Source organism: Blautia sp. HCP28S3_G10 (genome assembly GCF_052065235.1).
In the GTDB taxonomy this organism is placed as follows: Bacteria; Bacillota; Clostridia; order Lachnospirales; family Lachnospiraceae; genus Blautia_A.
On sequence record NZ_JBQHUL010000014.1, the window covers coordinates 17,410 to 43,416 of the forward strand.

The 26,007-nt window shown below is 38.3% G+C and carries 25 protein-coding genes and 1 riboswitch; of the genes, 3 read left to right on the top strand and 22 right to left on the bottom strand.

The window, feature by feature from the left end; all coding sequences use genetic code 11:
- Positions 1 to 17: 17 nt before the first annotated feature.
- The 22 genes from ACTNB8_RS07510 to dnaA form a co-directional block, all read right to left on the bottom strand.
- Complete coding sequence (locus ACTNB8_RS07510; RefSeq protein WP_441053616.1) at positions 18 to 1,283, bottom strand: AfsR/SARP family transcriptional regulator; 1,266 nt, start codon at positions 1,281 to 1,283, stop codon at positions 18 to 20.
- 252 nt (positions 1,284 to 1,535) lie between these two features.
- Positions 1,536 to 2,378 (bottom strand): 16S rRNA (cytidine(1402)-2'-O)-methyltransferase, encoded by an 843-nt coding sequence (rsmI, locus tag ACTNB8_RS07515; RefSeq protein ID WP_441053618.1) that lies wholly within the window; start codon positions 2,376 to 2,378, stop codon positions 1,536 to 1,538.
- Positions 2,379 to 2,405: 27 nt separating this feature from the next.
- Complete coding sequence (locus tag ACTNB8_RS07520; RefSeq protein ID WP_296156958.1) at positions 2,406 to 3,158, bottom strand: tRNA1(Val) (adenine(37)-N6)-methyltransferase; 753 nt, start codon at positions 3,156 to 3,158, stop codon at positions 2,406 to 2,408.
- Positions 3,136 to 4,050, bottom strand: coding sequence for a PSP1 domain-containing protein (locus tag ACTNB8_RS07525; RefSeq protein ID WP_441053620.1), 915 nt, complete (start codon positions 4,048 to 4,050; stop codon positions 3,136 to 3,138). Before ACTNB8_RS07525 ends, ACTNB8_RS07520 begins: the two co-directional genes overlap by 23 nt.
- A 1-nt stretch (position 4,051) precedes the next feature.
- Positions 4,052 to 5,041: a DNA polymerase III subunit delta' gene (holB, locus tag ACTNB8_RS07530; protein ID WP_441053621.1), complete on the bottom strand. Its 990-nt coding sequence runs from the start codon at positions 5,039 to 5,041 to the stop codon at positions 4,052 to 4,054.
- 103 nt (positions 5,042 to 5,144) lie between these two features.
- A complete protein-coding gene (locus tag ACTNB8_RS07535) occupies positions 5,145 to 5,732 on the bottom strand; it encodes a guanylate kinase (RefSeq protein WP_441053623.1) in 588 nt (195 codons plus the stop codon).
- A 21-nt stretch (positions 5,733 to 5,753) separates the two neighbouring features.
- Positions 5,754 to 7,223: an aminotransferase class I/II-fold pyridoxal phosphate-dependent enzyme gene (locus ACTNB8_RS07540; protein ID WP_441053625.1), complete on the bottom strand. Its 1,470-nt coding sequence runs from the start codon at positions 7,221 to 7,223 to the stop codon at positions 5,754 to 5,756.
- A 19-nt stretch (positions 7,224 to 7,242) separates the two neighbouring features.
- Positions 7,243 to 7,932, bottom strand: a complete 690-nt coding sequence (locus ACTNB8_RS07545) for a response regulator transcription factor (RefSeq protein WP_441053627.1) — start codon at positions 7,930 to 7,932, stop codon at positions 7,243 to 7,245.
- A complete protein-coding gene (locus tag ACTNB8_RS07550; RefSeq protein WP_441053628.1) occupies positions 7,929 to 9,077 on the bottom strand; it encodes a sensor histidine kinase in 1,149 nt (382 codons plus the stop codon). Before ACTNB8_RS07550 ends, ACTNB8_RS07545 begins: the two co-directional genes overlap by 4 nt.
- A 156-nt stretch (positions 9,078 to 9,233) precedes the next feature.
- Entirely contained in the window at positions 9,234 to 10,418 is a 1,185-nt protein-coding gene (metK, locus tag ACTNB8_RS07555) for a methionine adenosyltransferase (RefSeq protein WP_441053630.1), read from the bottom strand.
- Between the two features lie 257 nt (positions 10,419 to 10,675).
- A riboswitch (SAM riboswitch) is annotated at positions 10,676 to 10,776 on the bottom strand.
- A gap of 78 nt (positions 10,777 to 10,854) precedes the next feature.
- Complete coding sequence (locus ACTNB8_RS07560; protein WP_296156966.1) at positions 10,855 to 12,147, bottom strand: UDP-N-acetylglucosamine 1-carboxyvinyltransferase; 1,293 nt, start codon at positions 12,145 to 12,147, stop codon at positions 10,855 to 10,857.
- 173 nt (positions 12,148 to 12,320) lie between these two features.
- Entirely contained in the window at positions 12,321 to 12,830 is a 510-nt protein-coding gene (locus tag ACTNB8_RS07565) for a shikimate kinase (RefSeq protein WP_441053632.1), read from the bottom strand.
- Between the two features lie 102 nt (positions 12,831 to 12,932).
- Positions 12,933 to 13,484 carry a flavin reductase family protein gene (locus ACTNB8_RS07570; protein ID WP_441053689.1) on the bottom strand — a complete coding sequence of 184 codons (552 nt, stop codon included), beginning with the start codon at positions 13,482 to 13,484 and terminating at the stop codon, positions 12,933 to 12,935.
- Between the two features lie 52 nt (positions 13,485 to 13,536).
- Positions 13,537 to 15,207: a putative manganese-dependent inorganic diphosphatase gene (locus ACTNB8_RS07575; protein ID WP_441053634.1), complete on the bottom strand. Its 1,671-nt coding sequence runs from the start codon at positions 15,205 to 15,207 to the stop codon at positions 13,537 to 13,539.
- Positions 15,208 to 15,231: 24 nt separating this feature from the next.
- Positions 15,232 to 16,137: a S1 RNA-binding domain-containing protein gene (locus ACTNB8_RS07580; protein ID WP_441053636.1), complete on the bottom strand. Its 906-nt coding sequence runs from the start codon at positions 16,135 to 16,137 to the stop codon at positions 15,232 to 15,234.
- Between the two features lie 410 nt (positions 16,138 to 16,547).
- Positions 16,548 to 17,009, bottom strand: a complete 462-nt coding sequence (locus ACTNB8_RS07585; protein WP_441053638.1) for a DUF1002 domain-containing protein — start codon at positions 17,007 to 17,009, stop codon at positions 16,548 to 16,550.
- A 356-nt stretch (positions 17,010 to 17,365) separates the two neighbouring features.
- Positions 17,366 to 18,238 carry a 16S rRNA (adenine(1518)-N(6)/adenine(1519)-N(6))-dimethyltransferase RsmA gene (rsmA, locus tag ACTNB8_RS07590; RefSeq protein WP_441053640.1) on the bottom strand — a complete coding sequence of 291 codons (873 nt, stop codon included), beginning with the start codon at positions 18,236 to 18,238 and terminating at the stop codon, positions 17,366 to 17,368.
- Positions 18,239 to 18,278: 40 nt separating this feature from the next.
- Positions 18,279 to 20,585, bottom strand: coding sequence for a hypothetical protein (locus ACTNB8_RS07595; protein WP_441053642.1), 2,307 nt, complete (start codon positions 20,583 to 20,585; stop codon positions 18,279 to 18,281).
- Between the two features lie 67 nt (positions 20,586 to 20,652).
- Entirely contained in the window at positions 20,653 to 21,747 is a 1,095-nt protein-coding gene (recF, locus tag ACTNB8_RS07600; protein ID WP_441053644.1) for a DNA replication/repair protein RecF, read from the bottom strand.
- 2 nt (positions 21,748 to 21,749) lie between these two features.
- Entirely contained in the window at positions 21,750 to 21,959 is a 210-nt protein-coding gene (locus ACTNB8_RS07605; RefSeq protein WP_296157005.1) for an RNA-binding S4 domain-containing protein, read from the bottom strand.
- Positions 21,960 to 21,979: 20 nt separating this feature from the next.
- A complete protein-coding gene (gene dnaN / locus ACTNB8_RS07610) occupies positions 21,980 to 23,095 on the bottom strand; it encodes a DNA polymerase III subunit beta (RefSeq protein WP_441053645.1) in 1,116 nt (371 codons plus the stop codon).
- A gap of 194 nt (positions 23,096 to 23,289) precedes the next feature.
- Entirely contained in the window at positions 23,290 to 24,666 is a 1,377-nt protein-coding gene (gene dnaA / locus ACTNB8_RS07615; RefSeq protein ID WP_441053646.1) for a chromosomal replication initiator protein DnaA, read from the bottom strand.
- Positions 24,667 to 25,242: 576 nt separating this feature from the next.
- Between dnaA and rpmH the strand changes: the two genes are divergently transcribed.
- From rpmH to yidD, 3 genes are read left to right on the top strand one after another with little or no spacing between them, the layout of a single operon-like run.
- Entirely contained in the window at positions 25,243 to 25,377 is a 135-nt protein-coding gene (rpmH, locus tag ACTNB8_RS07620; RefSeq protein ID WP_005423866.1) for a 50S ribosomal protein L34, read from the top strand.
- Between the two features lie 58 nt (positions 25,378 to 25,435).
- A complete protein-coding gene (rnpA, locus tag ACTNB8_RS07625; protein ID WP_296156978.1) occupies positions 25,436 to 25,795 on the top strand; it encodes a ribonuclease P protein component in 360 nt (119 codons plus the stop codon).
- Positions 25,776 to 25,985 carry a membrane protein insertion efficiency factor YidD gene (gene yidD / locus ACTNB8_RS07630; RefSeq protein ID WP_296156979.1) on the top strand — a complete coding sequence of 70 codons (210 nt, stop codon included), beginning with the start codon at positions 25,776 to 25,778 and terminating at the stop codon, positions 25,983 to 25,985. Before rnpA ends, yidD begins: the two co-directional genes overlap by 20 nt.
- The last annotated feature ends 22 nt before the right edge of the window (positions 25,986 to 26,007 follow it).

The window sequence follows — 26,007 nt, forward strand, 5'->3', positions numbered from 1 at the left end:
ATGCTTTCTATATTTATTTATTCAGTTGTTTCGCTCCATGCTACTCTGTTGTCCACAAAATTCTTTATTTCTCTTTCTTTATTTTCGTCACATACTTCTCCGACAGATGCAACGTAATAATTAATCTGAACATTTTTTCTGGAGCCAATTCTCTTTTTGAATCCTCTGTCAATTCTTTTCGAAACCAGCTGACAGTTTTCCTGGTTAATTCCAATCAGCATGATCAGATACTGACGCACATTATATCTTGTATAAAAATCTCCTTTACGTGCAGAATTCTGAATCGTTTCCCTGAGTGTATCTGACATTGACCGTTCTTCTTCTGATGTTGGAATCTGATCCTCAAAATCCAGTGTACACAACATCAGAAAAACAGAAATACCTGTTCTTTCCATCATTCGGCCGAACACATGATACACATCTACAAAACTTGGGAATGCACAGAAGTAAGCTCCCTGAACTGCCTCTTTTTCCTTCAGGCGGTACTTGATATCTTCAATTGCACCTGCTGCCTGAGAAGTTCTTTCACCCATAAGTTTGAATCTTTCCAGCATTTTTTCTGATGGAGATATTCCCATTTCATCAAACAGAAGTTTAGCTGTTCTTTTATATACTTCCATTCCTTCTTTGTATCTTGCCATGCCTATAAGACTGTCGATTTCCCATATCTGCCAGTCATCGAACGGATAAATATCTGCTGCTCGATGTGCAACCTGATGCAGTTCTTCATATTTTTCTTCTGCTTTCAGCCAGTGGCAAAGTTCTTCCACACACATGAAATACATATCTCTGCATCTGACATTTTCGACTGTTACCCAGTCTTCGCCTATCATGTTCGGAAGGAATTCGCCCCTGTATATTTTCCAGGCATTCAGCCAAATATTATTTCTTTCCTGCTCTCTGTTTTCTTTCTGACCAGCTTCTATTTTCTCTTTAAATTCACAAACATCCACACATACTTTTATTTCTGGATCCCACTGGCACATTCCTGCGCTGATATTTATGTAATTGCTTTCCGGAAGTCCTATTGCTTTCAACTGTTTTCTCAGACGAAAAAGCGTATTATTAAGGCTTCCGTTTTTGTTTTCCACTTCTGTTCTTCCATAAAGCTCTTCTATCAGTGCAGCCTTTGAAATGCCACTGCCTTTTGTGTGAAGAAGTATCAGCTGCAAAAGCTGTGTTGTTTTTGAATAGATATTTCTGTCCAGTACCAGTTCTTTACCTTTATATTCCAGAGTAAATCCTCCAAGCATTCTTACTTTCAGTATGTCATGATCCATCATTTCATCCTCACTCTCAGTCTACTTTATAAATTCTTTACTCTATCAGTCTCATATTATATGCCTTATATTTATCATACCCTGTCCTCATTTAAAATACTTCACGCATAAATAGTTAAATTAGCGTCATTCTTCGTCGTTTTTTACATATATATTTTTTTATCTTATATATTATAAAGGACAGTTTTTCGAATTCCTCTCACTTAAAATAAATGCCAGTCTGATTTTATTCAGGCCGGCACTTAAGATGTATTTCTATTCTTTTATTAAATACTGATAAATTTCTCTTTTGGACATACCGCGGTCCTTTGCCACCTGTTTCATCGCATCTTTGCGGGTAAATCCCTGTTTTTCATATATCTCCATGTGCTCTTCTATTGAAATTGTCTCCCAGGATGCTACAGCTTCTTCTTTCAGTTCCTGACGACTTTTTCCTTCTATTACAAGCACACACTCTCCAAGCGGTTTTTCTGACTCATATTTCTCTATAAGTTCGTCAAAAGTTGTATGAAAAGCTGTTTCATGTTTTTTGGTAAGTTCTCTGCACAGAGTCAGCCGTCTGTTTCCCAGCGTTTCTCTTAATTCTTTCAGTGTTCTTACCAGTTTATGTGGTGCTTCATAAATAATGATCGTCCTTGTTTCATTTATGAGTTCATTTAATATTTCTTTTCGTTCTTTCTTTTCCATCGGCAAAAAAGCTTCAAATGCAAACCTTCTTGTAGGAAGTCCTGACAGTGTCAGTGCTGTAATGCAGGCAGCAGGACCGGGAAGCGATGTTACCTCAATTCCTGCTTCATAACACATCGCAGCAAGTTCCTCTCCCGGATCAGATATCCCGGGTGTTCCCGCATCTGTGATCAGTGCTATGTCCATTCCCTCCTGCATTTTTGCTATAAGTGTATATGCCTTTTCGATTTTGTTGTACTCATGATAACTTGTCATGGGTGTTTTTATCTCAAAATGATTCAGTAGCTTAATGCTGTTTCGCGTATCTTCTGCAGCAATAAGATCTACTTCTTTCAATATGCGGAGAACCCGGAGTGTGATATCTTCCAGATTTCCGATTGGTGTTGCACACAGATATAATTTTCCACTCATATTTCCGTAAGTTCTCCTTTTTTGTTTTTATACCATACCATATATTTTAAGAATATTTTCTGTATAAACACCGGGGCTCTCATATACGATCAGAGGTTTTTCCACTGTTATTCTGGAATTACCTCCCTTCATTGCTTCTATCAGAACCATATTCGGTTCTCTGTCTATGTAGGGATAGACCAGCTGCATTCTTTTGGGTTCCAGTTTGTATCTGGTCAGAACCTGAAATATTTCAGCAAGCCTGAACGGCCTGTGAACCATATAAAAACGTCCTCTGTCCTTCAATACTCGTGAAGCCTGGCTTGCAACATCTTCCAGTGTACACAGAATCTCATGTCTTGCAATAGCTTTCGGCATATATGGGTTCTGCAGTCCGTGTTCTCCTATCATATAAGGAGGATTGCTTGTAACTACATTAAAAGAAGCTGCTCCAAAAATATCAGCAGCCTCTTTGATATCTCCACATACAATGTCAATATCTGATTCCAGTTTATTATATCTGATGGTCCGTCCGGCCATTTCCGCACATTCTTCCTGGATTTCGAGACCTGTAAAATGTTTTCCTCTGGTTTTGGATTTAAGAAGTACAGGTATGATCCCTGTTCCTGTTCCCATGTCCAGAACATTTTCATCTTTTTTGATTCTGGCAAATCCGGATAAAAGTACCGCATCCATTCCGAAGCAGAATTTTTCAGGATTCTGGATTACATAAAAACCATTCTGCAGATCATCTACCCGCTCACCCGGTCTTATCAGATCACTCTGATTTCTTTTTTCCATGAGGTTTGGAAACTCCTTCTTTGTCTTCCAGGTCTTCAAGTTCTTTCATTTCTTTTTCGGATACTTTGACCTTTTTCTTTCTTGGTCTGAATTTCAGTTCTTCTACCGGATATTCCTGAATTTCCTTCTCATCATTGACTTCAACTACAACTTTTACTCTCTGTCTCAGAACATTTACACTGTGTACAACTCCCTGCAGTCCATCCGGCAGTGTTACAATATCTCCTGTTCCCGGCAGTTTTTTGTTCAGTTCTTCGTAAGTTTCCTGCTCATTTTTCAGGCAGCACATCAGCCTTCCGCATACGCCGGAAATCTTTGTCTGGTTAAGTGACAGATTCTGTTCTTTTGCCATTTTGATAGATACCGGTGCAAATTCTGAAAGATATGTGTGACAGCAGAGACATCTTCCGCAGATTCCAATACCTCCCAGAATCTTTGTCTCATCTCTTACCCCTATCTGACGGAGTTCAATCCTTGTCTTGAAGATTGCTGCAAGATCTTTTACCAGATGACGGAAGTCGATTCTTCCGTCCGCTGTAAAATAAAACAGTACTTTATTGTTATCAAATGTATATTCTGCATCAATCAGTTTCATTTCCAGTCCGTGTTCACGAATTTTCTTCTGGCAGATTTTAAATGCTTCTTTTTCTTTGATTCTGTTCTGCTGTTCTCTCTCTTCGTCTGCTTCTGTAGCTACTCTCAGAACTTCTTTCAGCGGATGCACCACTTCATCCTCGGCAACTTCCTTCGGGTCCATAACAACTTTTCCGAATTCCACTCCACGGGCCGTTTCCACGATTACATGGTCACCGGTTTTCATTCTGTAATTTTTAGGATTAAAATAATATATCTTTCCGACATTCCGGAATCTGATACCTACTACTTTTGTCATTCTATCTCTCCCTGATGGTCAGGAACAGAAGCTCAAGTGCAAGTTCAAAGTTTACATTTGCACGAAGTCTTACCTTAGTCTTCTCCAATGCCTCCAGAATTTTTTCCAGATTTTCATATGAACGCTGGCTTGCCTGTTCCTTTATATAATTGATTTCCTGTTTAAATACCAGGTTGTCTACTTCGCATGTTGCCTTAAACATCAGAACATCTCTGAACCAGAACTGAAAAATATCCAGATAATCACTTATATTCTGCTTCTCATCTGCGAGTTTCTTAATTTCGTCAGAAAGCTCATATGTTTCCATAGTATTTACATATTTCAGTATCTTCAGTGCATTCTGTGTCATAACAGCAAATTCTTCGGAGGTTGCAGCCTCTTTTGCCTTGCCTATGCTTCCCTGTGCAAAAGATGCATCAATCTCTGCCTGATAATCCGGAATATGAAGACGTTCCATAAGATATTTCTTTACCAGACTGTCATCAACAACTTTAAGGTCAAGCCTTACACATCTTGACTGAATTGTTGGCAGCAATGCATCTACATTGCTTGTAAGCAACATGATAACTGCATATTCAGGCGGCTCTTCTATCGTTTTCAGAAGTGCATTCTGTGCCTGTACTGTCATCATCTCTGCATCTGGAATGATGTAAATCTTATGTTCGCTGTAATATGGTTTAATTGCTACATCATGAATTACCTGTTCTCTTATTTCATCAATAGAAATAGTACCTGGCTTCTCATGAGTCACAAAGATAATATCCGGATGATTTTTACCCATAGCTTTTTTGCAGGATTCACATTTCTGACATGGTTCTGTTCCGCCTGCTTCACACTGAAGTGCCATAGCATATGTGCCGGCAAGAAGCTTCTTCCCTGATCCCGGACGCCCTGTAAAAATATAGGAATGTGAAATTTTTCCTGTTTGCATAGCGTTTTGCAGATGTTTTACTATCTCTTCATGCCCAATTATATTATTGAAACTAACCATTCAGAATCACCTCTCTTGTTTCTAGCTACTGATTCAGTACGAATCTTTGTTCGCTGTGTTCTCATTATACCATACTTTAATTGTCAATAAAAACTATTTTTCTCTAAGATACAGAATTTACATAATTTATAATATGTTTGACACAAATATCAAGATCATCATTTTCGAAACGTACAGTGATTCCTGCATCTTTTATTTTGTCTTCTGAAAAATCTTCCTGATCTGCCAGAAATCTCCGGCACAGTTCCGCATATTTCGGATTATCCTGTTCTTTTTCACGGTTCAGGGCACGTTCCAGTCTTTTGCCGTCTTCTACCTGAATATAAACCGGCACCACTTCATTTTCTCCAAAATATTCTTTCATTTTGCGATACGATTCCAGCGTGCCTATTGCCAGATACCGGTCTTTGCCTGGTGTAATCTGACCGTCATCTGCTGTAAAATATGTCCATATTCCATATATGGTATCGTATGACCTGGATTCTATAAGTTTACCTTTTTCCCTGAATTCTTTCAGTTTCTTATCGTCTGCAAAATAATACTGTACTCCATCCTCCTCGCCATCTCTGCGAGGTCTCGTGGTATATAAGATAAGTTTTTTAAAATTCAGATTCTTATCTCCTGCAAGCCTGGAATAAATTCTGTCTTTTCCTGAGGCACTTTTTCCCATGATATAAAAAATTTTTCCCATCTTTCTGTCTTCCCCTGATTATCATAAATTCTGGATATCCGGTTTATCCTGAAGATTTTCCTGCCTTACTACTTTTATTTTGCTTCCTGTATAATCCTCCAGTCCCTGAAGCTCCAGACCTTTTTCTTTGTATATTTTTAATTTTTTTACAATCTGTCCTGTTATCTGCTCACCGGGAACGATAAGCGGTATTCCCGGTGGATAAAGATAAACAAATTCTGCTGAAATTTTCCCGACACATTCCTCCAGCAGTCTTGATTCACAAGGCATCTCCATGGCATCTGCTATAAGCATTGCCTGATTCATTACCGGATAAACAGCTTTTTCGTCCTGTTCCTCCCATTTCTTCTTTTTTTCTCTTAAGGCCTCTTCTCTGTCGATATCCTCGATAGCTTCACAGAGTCTCTCAAATCCTTCTTCTCTGTCTCCGACTGCCGCTATTGCCAGCGCATAGTATTCAGATTCCATTTCCATCTGAATATGATATTTTTCAAGAAGCATATGATATAATTCCGAACCTGTAATCGATGCATACTTCGTAGAAAATACAAGTTTTGAACGATCATAATCAAAAACTGCTGTTTCTCCCTTCTCAGGATTTACAAGTCTTATATATCGGCATGAGGAAATCCTTTTACGAGTTTTTTCAAGAATTCCTGTGAAATTTCTGAACATCTGCCGGCCTTCTGTCTGCATCTTTTCCATACATGCATCCATACTTGCCATCAGAACATACGAAGGGCTGCTGCTCTGATAAATTCCCATAAAACGCCGGATCAGATTACTGTCTACCCTTTCGCTGCAGTTATGGAGGACTGCTGTCTGTGTCATAGACGGAAGTGTCTTGTGAAGACTCTGAATCACAAGGTCTGCTCCCAGTTCTACAGCAGATACAGGAAAATAGCTGGAAAAATGAAAATGTGCTCCATGTGCCTCATCCACAATCAGCGGTATGCCGTGTTCATGAACAATTTCTGCTATTCTCTTCACATCAGATACAACTCCGTCATAACTTGGAGAGGTGATAAGAACTGCACTGCACTCCGGATATTCTGCAAGAAGTCTTTCCACCTTATTCGGCGAAATTCCGCCGTTTATCCACCATTTTTCATCTACCTGTGGATAAATATAAGAGGGCACCAGATTTCTCAGATATATGGCATGATAAACTGCTTTATGACAGTTTCTGGCCACGAGAATTCTGCCTCCTCTCGGGACCGCAGCAGACACAGCTGAAAGAAGTGCTGCTGTACTTCCGTTTACACTGTAAAAACTTTCTTTTGTTCCGTATATTTTTGATACGGTTTCCTGAGCCTCCTTCAGAATGCCTTCCGGATGATGAAGATTATCAAAACCTTCTATTTCTGTAATGTCTGTTTCTATTGGAAAATTCCCGTTTACAGCGGCTTTGTTTCGCTTATGCCCGGGCATATGAAAAGGATAATAATCACTTTTGCTGTAGTTCTCTAATGCTTTATATAATCTCTCCATATTTTTATCTCTCCATGTTTTACACTTTGAATCGGTATCCAACTCCCCAGATAGTTTCGATGTATTGCGGTTTTGCTGTATTAAATTCGATTTTTTCACGGATTTTCTTGATGTGTACAGTTACTGTGGCGATATCTCCCACTGACTCCATATCCCAGATCTGTCGGAACAGTTCTGCTTTTGTAAATACCCTGTTCGGATTTTCTGCAAGAAAAGTCAGCAGGTCAAATTCTTTTGTTGTAAAACTTTTTTCTTCTCCATTTATCCATACACGACGTGCTGTTTTGTCGATCTTTATTCCACGGATTTCTATGATATCATTTTTTACTGTTCCTGAACCTACAAGTCTGTTATATCTTTCCATATGGGCTTTCACCCTTGCCACAAGCTCACTCGGACTGAACGGCTTCGTCATATAATCATCTGCTCCGAGTCCCAGTCCACGAATCTTATCAATATCATCTTTTTTGGCCGATACCATGATGATCGGCAGGTTTTTTTCCTGACGTACCTGTCTGCAGATGTCAAAACCGTCAACTCCCGGAAGCATCAGATCGAGAATCAGCAGATCAAACTCCTCTTCCATTGCTCTCTTAAGGCCAATATCTCCTCTGTTCGCAATCTCCACCTCAAATCCTGCCAGTTCAAGATAATCTCTCTCAAGATCTGCAATTGCTTCTTCATCTTCTATAATCAGTATTCTGCTCATTTTATCGGTACCTCCTGATATTTTCTCAAAACAAAGTACATGATCGTGCCAATTCCTTCACGACTTGTGGCCCATACCTTACCCCCATGATCTTCAAGTATCTTTCTCACGATGGACAGACCAATTCCACTTCCGCCTTTTGAAGAATTCCTGGACACATCTGTTCTGTAAAAACGGTCAAATATATATGTAATATCCTTAGCTGCAATTCCCTTGCCATTGTCTTCTATCTCAATCTGGACAAAATCTCCGACATCTTTGACTCTGATCTGTATAACACCCTTTGGTTTGTCCATATATTTGATAGCATTGCTTATAATATTATGAATGACACGACGAATCTGCTCTCCATCCGCAATTACAAGAACATCTTTTTCAACGTAATTCGCATAATAAAGCTGTATTCCTCTGGTTTCCAGTTCAAGTCCTATTTCCTCTGCACAGTCCGAAAAATAATCCTCTACATTCAGCTTACTGAATGTATACGGAATTCGATTTGTATCAATCTTGGAATAAAAGGTAAGTTCATTAATAAGATGATCCATTTCGTTTGTTTTATTATATATAGTTCGGACATAACGATTCATTTTTTCGGGTGTATCGGCAACTCCATCCATAATTCCCTCTACATAACCTTTAACTGCAGTGATAGGAGTCTTAAGATCATGAGAAATATTGCTTATCAGTTCTTTATTTTCCTTGTCCATAAGAACTTTTTCTTCCGCCGACTCCTTCAGTCTGCGGCGCATTTCCTCAAAATCACGGCACAGTTCTGCAAATTCATCTGTTCCCTCCGCTTCCATCACAAAGTCCAGATTACCTTCTTTAATGTTCTGTGTCGCCCGTCGGAGTTTTACCAGGGGTGTTGCCACACTTCGATAGATCCACAACCCCACAGAAACGCTGGTAAAAATCAGTATGATCAGTGTCGTAAAAAAAAGATCCTTGGTCATGATCTGTATTCCTGACTGCGTTCCGTCTGTTTCTGCGATAGTTATATCGTAAGTTGTTTCCTGTGCAGTCTGAGATTTCTGTGAACTTCTTACCTGTGTTTCCCTGTATCCATATAATGCTGCAGACAACAGAAGCATAGGCACCAGAATTACCATCAGAAATCCCACAAATATCCTTGTACGTAATTTCATTGAAATTCCCTCATTTCCTGGTAATGAATTTCGGCATACAAAAATAAACGCACATATCCCGAAACTCAGTTCGTTATATATGCGTTCATTATATCATATCATAATATTCTTATCTCTAAATTTTCTATAAAATGATGTCTCACTCAATCATGTTAATCAGAGATATTTCTTAAGATTTTCTACTTTGTCCAGTTTTTCCCACGGAAGGTCTACATCTGTACGTCCAAAATGTCCATATGCGGAAGTCTGTTTGTAGATTGGTCTTCTTAAGTCAAGCATACGAATGATTCCGGCCGGACGAAGATCAAAGTTTTCACGAATGATATCAACAAGTTTTGTATCGGAAAGTTTACCTGTTCCAAATGTGTCAACGCGAATAGATGTTGGTTTTGCAACTCCAATTGCATAGGAAAGCTGAATTTCACATTTGTCAGCCAGTCCTGCTGCTACGATGTTCTTTGCAACATAACGTGCTGCATAAGCTGCGGAACGGTCAACCTTTGTACAATCTTTTCCGGAAAAAGCTCCGCCACCGTGACGGCCTGCTCCACCGTAAGTATCAACAATGATCTTACGTCCTGTAAGTCCACTGTCACCATGAGGTCCACCGATTACAAAACGTCCTGTAGGGTTGATGAAATATTTAGTATCATCATCTACCATATCTGCCGGAATAATTGCATCAAATACATATTTCTTAATATCTTCATGGATCTGTTCCTGTGTTACTTCAGGATCGTGCTGTGTTGAGCATACAACCGCATCAAGACGGATCGGTTTTCCTTCTTCATTGTATTCAACAGTTACCTGTGTTTTTCCATCTGGTCTTAAATATGGCAGAGTTCCGTCTTTACGTACTTTTGTCAGCTGACGTGCAAGTTTATGTGCCATATTGATTGCATATGGCATATATTCTTCTGTTTCATTTGAAGCATAACCAAACATCATACCCTGGTCTCCGGCACCGATTGCATCGATTTCATCTTCGCCCATTTTTGCTTCCAGAGCCTTATCTACACCAAGTGCGATATCAGCAGACTGTTCGTCAATTGCAGTGATAACTGCGCATGTATCTGCATCAAATCCGTATTTACCACGTGTATAACCGATTTCTCTTACTGTATCTCTTACGATTTTCTGAATATCAACGTATGCACTTGTTGAAATTTCTCCCATTACAAGTACAAGACCTGTTGTTGTAGCTGTTTCGCATGCTACACGTCCCATTGGGTCTTTTTCCATGATCGCATCCAGAATAGCATCGGAAATAGCATCGCACATTTTATCCGGATGGCCTTCAGTTACTGATTCAGAAGTGAATAAAATTTTTTCTCTCTCCATTATTTAACCTCTTTCTGTAAAAACTTGTCAAATAGTCAATTACTGTTATACGAATTACTCCATTGCTTCGCAATTCTCGTAATTCTGCAATCATTCGGAATCCACAGATTTTTTCAAAATCGTTACTTCCTCATGATTTGAGTCTTCCAAGTTAAAATGTCTTGCCATGCAAGCATGCCCGACATTTCACCTTTGAATCCTTTGTATAACAAAAAAACAGCCCCAACAACAGGACTGTTTTGAATTTGAATTCAATCCTCTTATTGTTCGATCACTCGCTCAGGTTGGCACCTTCCTCTTACGGAGGGGTTGCCGTGGCTTCACAGATCCTTTGTATCTCCACCACTCTGAATAAAAGGCCGTTTATTTAATTATTGCAGAACATACATTATACTTATTTTTCTTAATTGTCAAGACTTTATCATAACAATTTTTATCATCCTACACGAAGACGGAACTTCTGAATTTCTTTTTCACTGGAAACCTTCTCTATTTCTGCTCCGAGACTTCTCAGTTTCTCCTCGAAATTCTCATATCCTCTCTGGATGTAAACAATATCATCTACCACAGTAATTCCATCTGCTGCAAGACCAGCTATTACAAGTGCTGCTCCTGCACGGAGATCCGGTGCACTGACTCTTGCTCCTGTCAGTTTCTTAACACCATCAATGATCGCAGAATTACCTTCTACTTTAATGTTTGCTCCCATCCTCGAAAGTTCATCTGCATACTTGAAACGATTTTCAAATATACTTTCAGTAACAATACTTGTTCCCTCAGCCAGCGCCAGAGTAACTGCAATCTGCGGCTGCATATCTGTCGGGTATCCCGGATACGGAAGAGTCTTTACATGAGTACGGTGCAGTCTCTTTCCTGCACGGACACGTACTGCATCATCAAATTCTTCTACTTCACATCCGATTTCTTCAAGTTTCGCTGTAGTAGCTTCCAGATGTTTCGGAATAACATTCTTTACTGTTACATCTCCACCTGTTGCAGCTGCCGCAAACATAAATGTACCAGCTTCAATCTGGTCAGGAATAATAGAATATTCTGTACGGTGAAGTTTCTCAACACCTTTTATACGGATAACATCTGTTCCTGCACCTTTAATATTAGCGCCCATACTGTTCAGGAAATTGGCAACATCTACAACATGAGGTTCTCTGGCTGCATTTTCAATCGTAGTACGGCCTGAAGCCAGTGAAGCTGCCATCATAATATTAATAGTCGCACCTACAGAAACAACGTCAAGGAAAATATGACTTCCGTGAAGGTTTTCTGTTTCCGCAACAATTGCACCATGAAGAATATTTACAGATGCACCCAGTGCTCTGAATCCCTTCAGATGCTGGTCAATTGGACGGCTTCCAATGTTACAGCCTCCCGGAAGCGGTACTTCTGCATGTTTGTATTTACCAAGCAGTGCACCAAGAAGATAATAGGATGCACGAATCTTCTTTATATATTCATAGTCCACACTTATATCATTAATTGTAGAACCGTTGATTTTAACAGTAGTTCTGTTGATTCGCTCTACCTGAGCACCAATTCCGGCGATTGCTTCCAGTAATACATTGATATCTCTTACGTCTGGCAGATTTTCAATGAGGATTGTCTCATCTGTCATAATTGCTGCAGACAGAATTGCAAGAGCTGCGTTTTTAGCACCTCCGATTTCGACTTCTCCTACTAATGGATTACCACCTTTAATCACATACTGTTCCATAAAACACCTCTATAATTATTTTCACTCCACCTGCCGGAGCGAATGTCAGAAATTTGTACGTTCCTGTTCAAAATTTCAATATTGTATTATAGCATATATTTAACATTTGTAAAGAAAATTTAATCTGACGCCTTCCGCTCCCCGTTTTCAGTGTTACTGTTCACAGCAACTTTTCAGTTACTTTCTTTCTCTTTAAGTATCTCCAAAACTGCATACAAACTTGCTTCCAGATTTTTCCCCTCTTCATCTACCACAATGTCTGCATACTTTTCATATAATGGTGTTCTTTCTTCATACAGGTCTTTTAAAGTCTGTCCCTCTTTAAGCAGCACTCCTCTTCCCTTCAGATTACCGAGGCGCTTCGACAGAGACTCCAAAGACAGTTTCAGATATACAACAGTTCCGACAGATTTCAGATGTTTCATTGCATCTTCGCAATACACCACACTTCCTCCTGTCGCAATTACCGTATCATCCACATCAATAGCTGCATTTACACGATTTTCAATTTTCATGAATCCGGCATATCCTTCCTGCTCAATAATATCACTCAGCCGTCTTTTTTCCTGTTTCTGAATGAGCAGATCCGAATCAATGAACTGGTATCCGAGAATCTTCGCAAGGACTACTCCTATTGTACTTTTTCCAACTCCCGGCATTCCTATTAATGTTATATTATTCATAAATGGTTTTTCTCCATTATCAGATTTTGTATCGTTTTGTAAATTGCCTAACGTCAATTTTACCATAAAAGGGACTTTTCCGCAATCCCTCTTTGTTTATTCTCACTTTTTCTTAGCTTTACGCTTCTTTTTGACACTATAACCGAAAGTGCCTATTTTCTTGCCTGTTCCAAGGTATTCTCCGTGGGAATATACCAGCGGACCTGCCATATTAAGATCAAACCTGTTTTTTTCATCCATATATGCTTCATCTGCATGGACTGCAAGTACATCTGCCAGAAACATGTGATGTGAGCCAAGCTCTTTCACTTCTCTGACTCTGCACTCAATAGATACAGGTGATTCTTTTATCATCGGAGCCTTTACATGATCTGCCTTTTCCCTTGTAAGCCCTGTATCCTTAAATTTATCTGTATCTCTTCCTGAACGCACCCCGCAGTAATCCGTGGCAAAGGCAAGTTTTTCTGTAGTCAGATTGATAACAAATTCGCCGGTTTCTTTTATCATGTGATAAGAATATCTTTCCGGTCGTACAGAAATATATACCATCGGTGGATTGGTGCACACAGTTCCTGTCCACGCAACCGTTATAATATCATCTTCACCTTTACCATCTGTAACACTGACCATAACTGCCGGAAGAGGATAAAGCATATTTCCCGGTTTCCATGTCTGTTTCAAAACATTTACTCCTTTTCTGGTTGTCTCATGCATACTCTCCGCCCTGCATCTGCGCAGCTTCCATTAATGCCGGAATCAGCTGTTTCTTACGTGAAACCACACCTTTCAGATAGAATGTGCCATTTTCCGGCTCCATCTTAAAGGCGTTTTCTGCCATTTCCTGACTTCCATCGCCATAGAACAACAGTTCTGTAGATCTTTCCATAATGTCTGTGAGCATGAAATAAACTCTGCTGACTCCATGACGTCCGCATTCGCTTACCATGAACGGAATCAGCCTCTCTTTTATTACTTTCAGTTCATCTGCATCCATGGAACTGATCTGACCAACACCAAAGGAAATATCATCTTCTGCAATGAATTTCTTATAATCCTGATAAAAGATTTCTTCAGGAGATTTATCCTTGAGATTGCTTCCTGCTTTAAACATTTCCTTTGCAAATTCCTCAATAGATATATCTGCAATAAGAGCAAGTGCTCCCGCTGCCATTTTGTCCTGAAGTGTACATGTCGGTGAACGGAACATCAGTGTATCAGAAATAATTGCTGCACACAGAAGACCTGCAATTTTTTGCGGTATCTCAAGTTTCTGCTCTCCGTAAATCTGATACATGATTGTACCAGTACAGCCTACAGGCTGATTTCTGAAGCTGACCGGCTGTACAGTCTGAAGTGTTCCGAGTTTATGATGGTCAATAATCTCCATAATATCTGCCTTTTCGATATTATCTACTGCCTGATTCACTTCATTGTGGTCAACAAGTACAACCTTTTTCTTGTGCATATCAAGGAAATTACGTCTTGAAATCGTTCCTATGCATTTTCCTTTTTTATTTATGACAGGGAATGCACGATGACGGTGTTTGATCATTACCTCCTGAATATCATCTGTAAAATCCTCTGTGTTAAAGGTTACAAGATTCTCTGTTTTCATGATATACCTTACCGGTATACTCTGGTTGATCAGTCGGGCAATGGTAAAAGTATCATATGGTGATGAAATAATGACAATATCTTTTTCATGGGCAAGCTTCATTACTTTTTCGGTTACCTTGATTCCAAGTCCCACAATAATGCAGCTTACATTCTGTTCAATTGCCTGGAGATGATCTTCTTCTCTGTTTCCCATAATGATCATATCGTTTTCTTCGATATATTCTTTCATTTTATCAGGATTTGCAGTACCTACCATTACTTTTCCCTCGATAAAATATCCATGGGAATTACCTTCTACTACTTCTCCACCAATTGTCTCAGCAATTCTCTGATACTGGGTTCTTGCTCTGGACAGGAGATAACTGTCAGTTGTATCCATATAGGTTTTGGCAATATCACCGATTGTGATCAGTCCTTCAAGAGTTCCGTCTTTTTCTCTGATCGGGAGTGAAACAATGCTGTTTTCCTGCATAAGATCCCAGGCATTTTTCAATGACATGCTCTTGTTTGCCTCCGGACTGAAACGGATATCCATATCCTTGACCTGTGTTCCTATATTACTCAGGTATCCCGGCGGCTGTACGCCAAAACGATTCAGAACGTATTCTGTTTCTTCATTTATCTGACCTGCTCTTTTGGGAATGTACTGGCTTCCCTGGGTTGTCCTGTTTTTAATATCGCAGTATGCGATTGCAGAGCAGATAGAATCCGTATCCGGATTTTTATGTCCTATTACAAAAATTTTTTCATGATTACTCATTTTTTAACTATTCAACCTCTGTTTTTAATCTAATTTAATGTTTGCAAAAAGTGATCCAAGAGAAGTTGTTGCCTTCTCTCCTGCATCCGGAACTTCATATATCTCTTCTTCGATTTCTTTAGCCATCATGTCTGAGGCTTCTTTTATGCTGAGGCTGATCTTGCCTTCTTTGATCGCTGTAACTTTGACTTTTACTGTATCGCCCACAGCAAGCACCTCGGATGGTTTCTTAATTCTCTTTTCGCAGATCTGTGAAATATGAACCAGTCCGGAAAGGCCATTACCAAGATCAACAAAAGCTCCGTATGGCTGAAGGCTCTCGACTGTTCCCTCTGTCACAAGTCCGATTTCAAGGTTTGAAACTTTCTTTTTGCGCTCTTCTTCTGCTTTTTCTCTGAGGATTTCTTTCGCAGAAAGAATCAGTTTCTTGCTCTCTTTATCTACATCTATAACCTGTACCTGTATCGGTTTATTCAGGTATTCTTCTGTATCTTCCACATAGCCAAGTGCAAGTTTGGAAGCCGGGATAAAGCCACGCACACCTTCTACATATGCGATAACTCCCGCATTTGTAATTCCCTTTACTGTCACATCAAGAACTTCTCCTGATTCCTTCAGTTCTTTCAGTTTGTCCCATGCAAGCACATCAGATGCCTCAACTCTGGAAAGAAGGATATTTCCGTTTCCATCATCTTTTCTTACAACTGTTGCGGAAACCTCATCTCCAGGATGAACTTCTTCTTTCAGACTGAAACCAGGTTCTCTGCTGTAGTCTTCTGCCGGAATAACACCTTCCGCATAGTATTTAAGATCTACAATAACTTCTTTTTCATCTACACTGATAACAGTTCCTGTAAGAATATCGCCTTCTTCAATCATTTTCATGGATTCAGCCAGTTCTTTTTCGTAATCTTTCATGGATTCAGCCATAATTACACTCTCCTTTATGTCATACTCATATTATTCGTCGCATTCAGTATTTTCATTATAGCATAGAATTAAAAGGTGGGAAATAAAAAAAGCCCTTGTACTGATTTAAGGACTTTATAAACGAGGAGTGCCCCGGCAGTGGTTTACCGGGGCGATTATTATGAAAAAATTTATGTGTAATGAAGAACATTACAACGTCTGTTTGTGAAGTTCTCTCGAACTATTTTTATGATAACAATCAATTATGAACGAAGAATGAACAAACAGTAAACCTTTCGTATATCTGCACAATTTTCTTTGTTCTCATCGTGTTTTTTTATAAAAATACCACATATATTTTCCCACTTTAAATTATTAGCGTTGTGTATTTTGTATATTTTAAATAATTTTCTCTTTTTTTAAAGATTTCTTTAATTAAGGATTCCTTTTACGATATCAACTAATTTACCAAGGATTCCCTTTACATCATCTTTTGTTATTCCCATGCTTTCCAGCTTATCATAAACTTTATTGACCTGTGTTCTCAGTTCATCTTTATCCAGGTTCATTGTTTTGAACTTGTTATACAGACTGATAAGAGTACTCTTTTCGGAATCTGTAAGCGTTACACCAAGGCTGCCAGCCGCCGTATCTATTGCAGAACTTATTACATCATCAGATACATCAGCCTGTCCAACAGCTTCCTGTGCAGCAATAATAATGTCAACAACTTTATCCGGATCAGAAAGAAGATCATCTACTCCGTTTTCCTGAAGTACTTCTACAGCCTGGTCTACTGCCGCATCTGTTGTACTGTCTGCATAAACCATAGCCGGTGTGGTACATGCCAGTGTTCCTGCAAGAATAAGTGCGCTTAATTTCTTTATTTTCATTTTAATTACCTCCTGATTAACTAAAAAATTTATTTTTTTGATTCGGGTCCCATTATAACATACTTTTTCAATAATGTTGTAATCTTTTTTTAACTTTTATAATTCTTAAGAATTCCAAAAAGGCCTGCTTCATAAATCTTTTGACATTCGTTCACTATTTTTTCATAACTTAAACACGATTCCATCATATTTTCCGAATATACTAAGACCATAAAAATAATACAGCCAACATTATTTTTATAATTTTTCTTTTTCATACGTTGGTTACCTTAACTGGTAATCAACTCTCCTTCCTTTTAAATTTAATAATAATATATAAAAAGCATCCGACCAGCCATCGGATGCTTTTTATTTTATTATTTTAATTTTGAAAAATTATTTGAAAGCTCAGCAAACTGTTCCAGAGTCAGCGCTTCCCCCCTTATATTCAGAGGAAGTCCGCTTTCTGTTATCGCTGTTTCAACCTGCTCTTTGGAATAGTTCAGTTCCTGTGCATTTTTGAGACTGTTGGAAAGAGTTTTTCTTCTCTGATTAAAAGAAGCTCTGATAAGACGGAACATTAATTTTTCATTATCTACCTGAACCGGCATTTCTTTATGTCTCGTAAGACGGATTACCGCACTTCCTACCTTCGGTCTTGGCATAAAACAGTTCGGCGGAACATTTGCAACAATTTCCGGTTTTGCATAATACTGTACAGCCAGTGATAATGCCCCGTAATCCTTTGAACCAGGACCTGTCTGCATTCTGTCTGCAACCTCTTTCTGAACCATAACTGTGATAGATTCTACAGGTACATGACTTTCAAACAGTCCCATAATAATAGGTGTTGTAATATAATATGGCAGATTTGCCACTACCTTTATGGGTTTTCCCTGATTTTTTTCTTCAGCAATTTTATTGATATCTGTCTTCAATATATCTCCATGAATAACAGATACGTTATCCCATTCTTTCAGAGTATCCTGCAAAATAGGAATCAGCGCATCATCAATCTCAACTGCAGTCACTTCCCTGGCCGCATCAGCCAGATACTGTGTCATTGTACCAATCCCTGGTCCTATTTCCAGCACAAAGTCATCTTTTGTTATCTCAGACGCAGCTATGATTTTGTCCAGAACATGAGTATCGATCAGAAAATTCTGACCAAACCTTTTCTGGAAAACAAATCCGTACTTCTGCAGTACCTCTATGGTATACTTTGGATTCCCAAGATATGGTCTGGTCATAATTTATAAATTCCTCCTCTTGTTCGGCAACAGGTCAGTTTCAGCTGAAATCTTTTTCGAAAAGTACCTGATAACCGTCTGCATTTACTTTTTTCTTGGATATAAGCCTGCGGATTCCGCCTCTTGATTTTGAAATAGCACTGTCTATGATTTCTTTTACAGCACCTACATTCATTGGCTGATCCTCTTTCTGGCTTGTACTGATGAGATTATACAGTGCAAGCATTCCCATCTGATCAATTGTATATCCGTTTTCTCTTGTATAAACTTTTGCAAAGCCTACAAGTTCATCATTTGTAAATACAGGAATATTGATCATCGACGTAAATTTAGATGTGAATTTCGGGAATCTTGCAATAAGTTTGCGCATTCCTATCTTTTCATCTTCAATAATCACGATCAGTCCGTCTGTACGGAATTCCATTGCTTTATTTAACTGAGTTACTGTTTCTTTTGTAAGTTGGTTTGCATTTTCAATAACCAGGAATCCACCGGAAAGTTTGGATACTATCTCTGTGATATTCTTGCCATTTATCTGATCAGCAAACACATAGGCAACTTTTGATGCCTCGATTCCCAGCTCTTTACAGATTGCAGGAATCAGTCCTGAGATCAGTCGTGTTTTTCCTGTCTCACGTCCTCCCATAACAATAACATTACCTGTTTTGGAAGTTTTGTCAGAAGCACAGATCTGTACATCATAAAGTGTATCTACAATCTGCTCTCTTAAGCCTGGGACCTTTGCAAAATATGTAAACAGCTTTTCCTCATCTTCTGTAAGCTTTTTCTCTCTTGGAATAATATCATTATAAACTTTTTCAGGCTGCATGGAATCAATAAATGCTTCCAGCTCTTCCTCTTCGTTCATTTCTTTTGTTTTTCCCGGTTCTTCATAGAAGTCATCCTCCAGATAACTGATGTCATCATCTTCGTATCCGTCTTCTTCAGAAAAATCTTCATCTTCATCATCTTCGTCCATCACAAAAGCTTCCTGCTTTTTATTAGACGGACCGTTCAGGAATTCCTGTTCCGCTTCGCGAAGATCCTCTTCTGTCATATAATCTTCATCCAATTCTTCTGCCGGCTGTTTCTTCTCAGATGAATCAGGTGTTTCTTCCGGAATTTCAATTCCCTGTGCAGTCGCAGCTGCAAGGATCGTGTCTTCCAGGTTGAATTCTTTATCCTCTTCTTCAGGTTTGTCCGTACCTGGCAGACATATATCAGGAGCTTTGGGAACTGCATTATGAAGAGGATTTTCCATTCCCATGTTCTTCATTGCTTCCGGAATCTCCAGCTCCGGAAGTTTAATTTTTTCCTGAACTGTTTTTTCTTCTTCTTTAATTTCTTCCTCTGTTGTTTTTTCTATTGCTTTTTCAATATCATCAACAACAGCTTTATTCACTACAACATCTTCTGCTTCAAGTTCCGGTACATTTGTCGGTTCTGGTTTGTCAGAAATATCACGAATCATCTCATCTTTTATTTCTTCAGATGGATTTCCTTCTTCCTCTTCTTTCAGGAAGTCTTCTTCATCATCTTTTTTCTTATTACCGTTAAAAATATCTCTGATTCCTTTGGATATTTTTTCCTGAAGACTTTCTGCACCGTTAACATCTCTCTCATCGATACTTACACTCTCGATAACCGGAGTTTCCTCTTCGGACGGCGCCTCTTCTTTCTGTTCGGAATTATCTCCCTGTTCTTCAGAAATTTCTTCCGCAGTCTTAAGATTCGGCACAAATTTCTGCTCATATTTTTCTTTTTCAGCACCTGTAAGCTGACCCATCCTGTTTTTAAGGTCCAGAGCCTTCATTACATATTTGCCGTCATTGAACCATATGATCATTTCATTACAGATATCCAGACATTTCTGATTATCTCCGTTCTGGTAATAAAGCTTTGCCAGTTCGTAAGACCATCTTTCTGTAAATTCTTTTTCTTTGTATTCTTCAAGAAGTCTGATCTGCTCTTCCAGCGGAGCCTGACTGGCTTTGTCTATTTTATATTTAAGAATATACCGGGTGCTGTCATTAGGGGCAACCTCCATAAATTCCTCATAAAATTCCATAGCCTCGTCAATATCTTTCATCTTCAGAGAGACTTCTATCAGTCTGTATAATATGTTTTTGCCAATCGGAGCTCTGTGGTATGCAAGAAGAAAAATCTCTTTACTGTCTTCGTAACGCTTGTTTGCTGCATAAATTTCACCAACAACACACAACGTCCGGACATTTTTGACTCTTCTCCAGTCAATGCTGTCTACCACTTCCATGGCATCCTTGTAATTTTTCTTTTCTACAAGGCGATTTATCTCTTCGAGTTTAATCCGAAATTCCTCTTTGTCCAACGTATTCACCAACTTTCCATAATTAAAGACAGTTTAACATATGCCATTATCCTTGTCAAAACAGTAATTATCCAACATTTACAGGATTAAAAACCTCACCTTTTATAACTTTGAAAACTTTGTTTATGTGAAACTGATTACTCACAAAATCATCAAGTCCGGTACAGGTAATCAAGGTCTGAATATCGTGAATACTGTCCAGAAGATACATCTGCCTGCTGCTGTCCAACTCTGAAAGTACGTCATCGAGCAATAATACAGGTGTATCTTTTATTTTCTTTTTGACAAGATATATTTCTGAAAGTTTCAAAGAAAGTGCTGCAGTTCTCTGCTGTCCCTGCGAACCATATTTTCTTATATCGATTCCGTTCACCATGAAACACAGATCATCTCTGTGGGGACCGGCTGATGTCAGTTTCATTTTTGAATCTTTTTCTCTGTTGCGCTGCAGCGTTTCTCCAAATACTTCTGCTTCTACACTGGGTTCATAAATTACTTCAAGATGTTCTTCTCCACCTGTAAGATTTTTATGAATGTCCCGGATCACTTCATTAAGGTCTTTTACATAATCCTTTCTTTTGCGGATTACTTTTTCACCATACTGCACCATCTGCATGTCCCATATATCCAATGTTTCCTGAAGTCCCGGATTCATATAAATATCTTTCAACAGACGGTTCCTCTGATTTACGATATGATTATATCCTGCAAGATCTGTAAGATAAATCTGATCCAGTTGACATAATTCAAGATCCATAAATCTTCTTCTCTCACCGGGACCATTTTTAATAATATTCAGATCCTCCGGTGAAAAAAATACAAGATTCACAATACCAAACAATTCTCGCGCCTTGCGGATAGGCAGTCCGTTTATTGCAACACCTTTTGCCTTATTTTTACGGAGATGCATGTCAATTTTGTAAGTAAGCTCATCTTTTATTACATTCATGCGTATATGAGATTCCTCTTCTCCAAACCTGACGATTTCCCTGTCTTTGCTGCCTTTATGTGATTTGGTCGTACCGCATATATAAACAGATTCGAGAATGTTTGTTTTTCCCTGGGCATTATCCCCATAGAAAATGTTTGTTCCTTTATCCAATTTTAATTCCAGATTTTCGTAATTTCTGAAATTTTTAAGCTGTACAGATTCAATATACATAACTATCGGATAACTCTGATTTCCTGATCTTCAAATGAGATCACATCACCAACATAAACCTTTCTTCCACGACGAGTATCAACTTCTCCATTTACTTTAACGAGTCCATCCTGAATTGCATATTTTGCTTCAACCCCGTCTTCGACAACTCCGGCAAGTTTCAAAGCCTGTCCGAGTTTTATAAATTCATCTCTTATCGTAATCTCCAAAATATTCACTCCTTATCTTTACTTTATCTTGCCTGATTCTGACTGATATTTACAGGTAAAATCAGGTAAGTATATGACTCTTCATCATCTCTTATGAAGCACGGAGCTTTTGGATTCATCAGATACATATGAATAGTCTCATCATCAATAACTTTCAAAGCATCGATCAGGAACTTGGGATTAAACCCAATAACAATATCTTTACCATCTTTTTCGATATCAATATCTTCATTCATGGAACCCATTGCAGAATCAATCTTCAATTCCATTTTGTGGTCAGTTATCTCTATAACAATTGGTTTTTTGTCTCCTTCTCTTACAAGAAGTGTAGCCCTGTCAATACAGTCAAGGAATTCCTTTTTGTTTATACTTATTTTTGTATCATAATCACTTGAAAGCATCTGATCGATCCTGAAATACTCACCTTCAATCAGTCTTGAAACTACCATTGTTGAATCAAATTCAAACAAAATATGATTTTTTGTAAAATAAATACTTACCTGATCATCGATTTCACCAGACAGAATTTTACTGACTTCATTCAGTGTTTTGCCCGGAACAACAATCTTACGGTCTAAATAATCTTTTTTGAGCGGCATCCTGCGGATAGAAATGCGGTGTCCGTCAAGGGAAACTATTTTCAGACAGTTGTCTTTGATTTCAAACAATTCTCCAGTCATCAGACGGTTATTTTCATTCACTGCAATGGAAAAAAGCGTCTGACGAATCATTTCTTTCAAAGTAAACTGAGAAAGAGTCAGTGATTCTTCTCTTTCTATAACCGGAAGATAAGCAAAATCTTCGCCTGCTTTTCCAGGAATTGTAAATTTTGCTTTTTCACAGGTAATTGTAGCTACATAGTTGGAATCAGTTTTGATAGTTACATCATTATCCGGAAGTCGTCTGATGATTTCATAGAAAATTTTTGCATCCAGAGCAACCATACCTTTTTCTTCAATGTGACCGTCAACGATTGTTTCAATACCAAGTTCCATATCATTTGTAGTAAATTTTATCTGATTTGTAGTTGCATCCATGAGAATGCACTCAAGTATTGGCATAGTTGTTTTAGAAGGAACAGCTTTCAAAGAAATATTGACGCTTTTTAATAAATTACTTTTGGAACAGATGATCTTCATGTTGTGTATAACTCCCTTCCTGTTTGAAAATGGCTTTTATAGATAAATAATATAAAAGAAATCCGCAGTAGCCGCCTTAGGGGGGTGTGAATATGTGAAAAAGTCTTTTAAACCTTGAAAATAAAGGATTTCTTTACTGTATAACTGCGTGTACAAGTTTCAAAGTTGCAGGAAATAACCTGTGGAAAACTGCTTTAACCCTGTGGATTAATTTTTTTCTTGAGGGTATCAATAGAGTTTTTGAGGTTATCGTTAGTCTTAAGTTCGTTTTCAATTTTCTCTATCCCGTGCATAACTGTGGTATGGTCACGGTCTCCGAGATTTTTACCGATAGTCTTCAGTGAAGTATCGATAATCTCACGGCAGAGGTACATGGCAATCTGTCTGGGCATAACAATTTTGGAACTTCGTTTATTACCGCAGAGATCTGCAACTGTTACATGATAGTGTTCTGCAACAATCGAAATAATGTATTCCGGAGTGATAATTTTCTGTTCACCCGGAGATATGATATCTTTGAGTGCTTCTTCTGCAAGTTCAAGAGTAACTTCCTTTTTTTCAAGTTTGGAACTTGCCATTACCTTATTAAAGGCACCTTCCAGTTCACGGATGTTGGATTTGATGTTGGTTGCAATGTATTTGATGACTTCTTCGCTGATATTATAACCCTCAAGTTCTTCTTTTTTGTGAAGAATTGCCATACGTGTTTCGTAATCCGGAAGTGTAATATCTGCAATAAGACCCCATTCAAATCGGGAACGGAAACGTTCTTCCAGAATTTCCATGTCTTTCGGCGGTTTATCAGATGAAATAATGATCTGTTTTTTGGCACTGTGAAGACTGTTGAAAGTATGGAAAAATTCTTCCTGTGTAGATTCTTTTCCTATAATAAACTGAATATCATCGACAAGAAGAACATCAATGTTTCTGTATTTCTCACGGAATTTGGACATTGCTGAATTATTACCGTTTCGGATAGTTTCAATCAGTTCGTTTGTAAATTCCTCGCTTGTCACATACAGAACTTTGCTGTTTTCGTCGTGTTCAATAATATAATGTGCAATGGAATGCATCAGATGAGTTTTGCCAAGTCCGGCGCCTCCGTAAATAAAAAGAGGATTATATGTATCCCCGGGAGATTCGGCAACTGCAAGTGCTGCTGCCTGAGCGAATTTATTGTTGTTACCTACGATAAAGGTATCAAAAATATATTTGGGATTAAGGTGAGCTTCTTCGCAGCGGCGGTCTATATCTGACATTCCTGAAGAATCACTATTATTATAAGAAGTAACTTCTTTTTTGGGGACTTCATCAGGAGATATAAATCTGATTTCGCATTCATTCATTCCAGTAAGTTCACAGATTGTAACCTGGAGAAGAAGCTTATACTTTTTATTAAGAACATTAATAAGAACAACCTGTTCGGAAGGAACGAGAATTGTAACCTCATTATCTGAAACCTGATAAACTTTCAGAGGTTTCAGCCATGTGTTAAAGGCAACATCGCCGATATCGTAATCATTTTTTAATTTTTTGAGAATATCATCCCATTTTTCAATAACTTTATCCATGTTTCTATCTCCTGGTTTAAGGTTCTTTGTATTTGAAGTCAAAAGACATAAATATCCTTTTATATATTATAATAAATAAAATTATTTAGCAATGATTATTTGGGAAAATGTAAGGGTTTCAGATGTGTATATAATGGGAAAAAAGAGAAAGTTATCCACGTTGTCCACATGTGGATAAGGCTAAAATTGTGGACAACGCTCAATAAGTTTACATAACATCCCGATTAGTGGATAAATCGCTATGGGGATTGTGTATAAAATTTTCCACTGCAAGAATACTGTAAAATAAAGCAATTTTTAAACATAATGTGTAAAAAAAAGTCGGAAAATGGGGATAAAATTAGTGGGAAACGACGAGTTATCCACAAGTTATCCACAAAATGTGGATAACATTACGTCAACTTCATTTATCCACAGAAGAATACAAAATTATGGGGATTACCAGAAAACATGCATTTTTCCAGCTTTTTTGCATTTTTTTGCTTGACTAAAAGGGGCTTTATGAATATAATTGAAATGATGTTCTATGGTAAAAATACTAATTAAGGGATAATAGATAAAGGAGGTGCTTTACCTATGAAAATGACATTTCAGCCAAAGAAAAGATCCAGAGCGAAAGTTCATGGCTTCAGAGCTCGTATGAGCACAAAAGGTGGCCGTAAAGTATTAGCTGCCAGAAGATTAAAAGGAAGAAAGCAGTTATCAGCGTAAGATATACAAGACCGCAGTTATGTGGTCTTTTCTTCTATAAAAAAAGAAAGGGGATTCTATGAAATATTCAGAGTCCTTAAAGAAAAACAAAGATTTTCAATATGTTTATAAGAATGGAACATCAAAAGCAAATCGGTACCTGGTGATGTACGTACTGAAAAATCAGTACACGAAGAATCGTTTGGGAATATCAGTAAGTAAAAAAGTAGGGAATAGTGTGGTCCGCCACAGAATTACCAGGCTGATAAGAGAAAGTTATCGTTTAAATGAATCTGCGTTTGCAGAGAATCTGGATATAGTAGTAATAGCCAGAGCCGGTGCAAAAGACAGAAGTTACAGTGAAATTGAAAGCGCATTTATGAATCTGGCGCAGAGACATCAGATTGCAGGTGAATTCAATGAAGAAATTAATGATTAAGATGATACGACTCTATCAGATATATTTATCGCCGATGAAGAGAACAAAGTGTCCTTATATTCCCACCTGTTCTCAATATGGTTTAGAAGCAATTGAAAAGTATGGAGCATTAAAGGGAGGATTACTGGCAGTTTGGAGAATTCTGAGATGTAATCCTTTTTCTCACGGCGGGTATGATCCAGTACCCTGAACGAGAGTAAGCTGATGTAAAT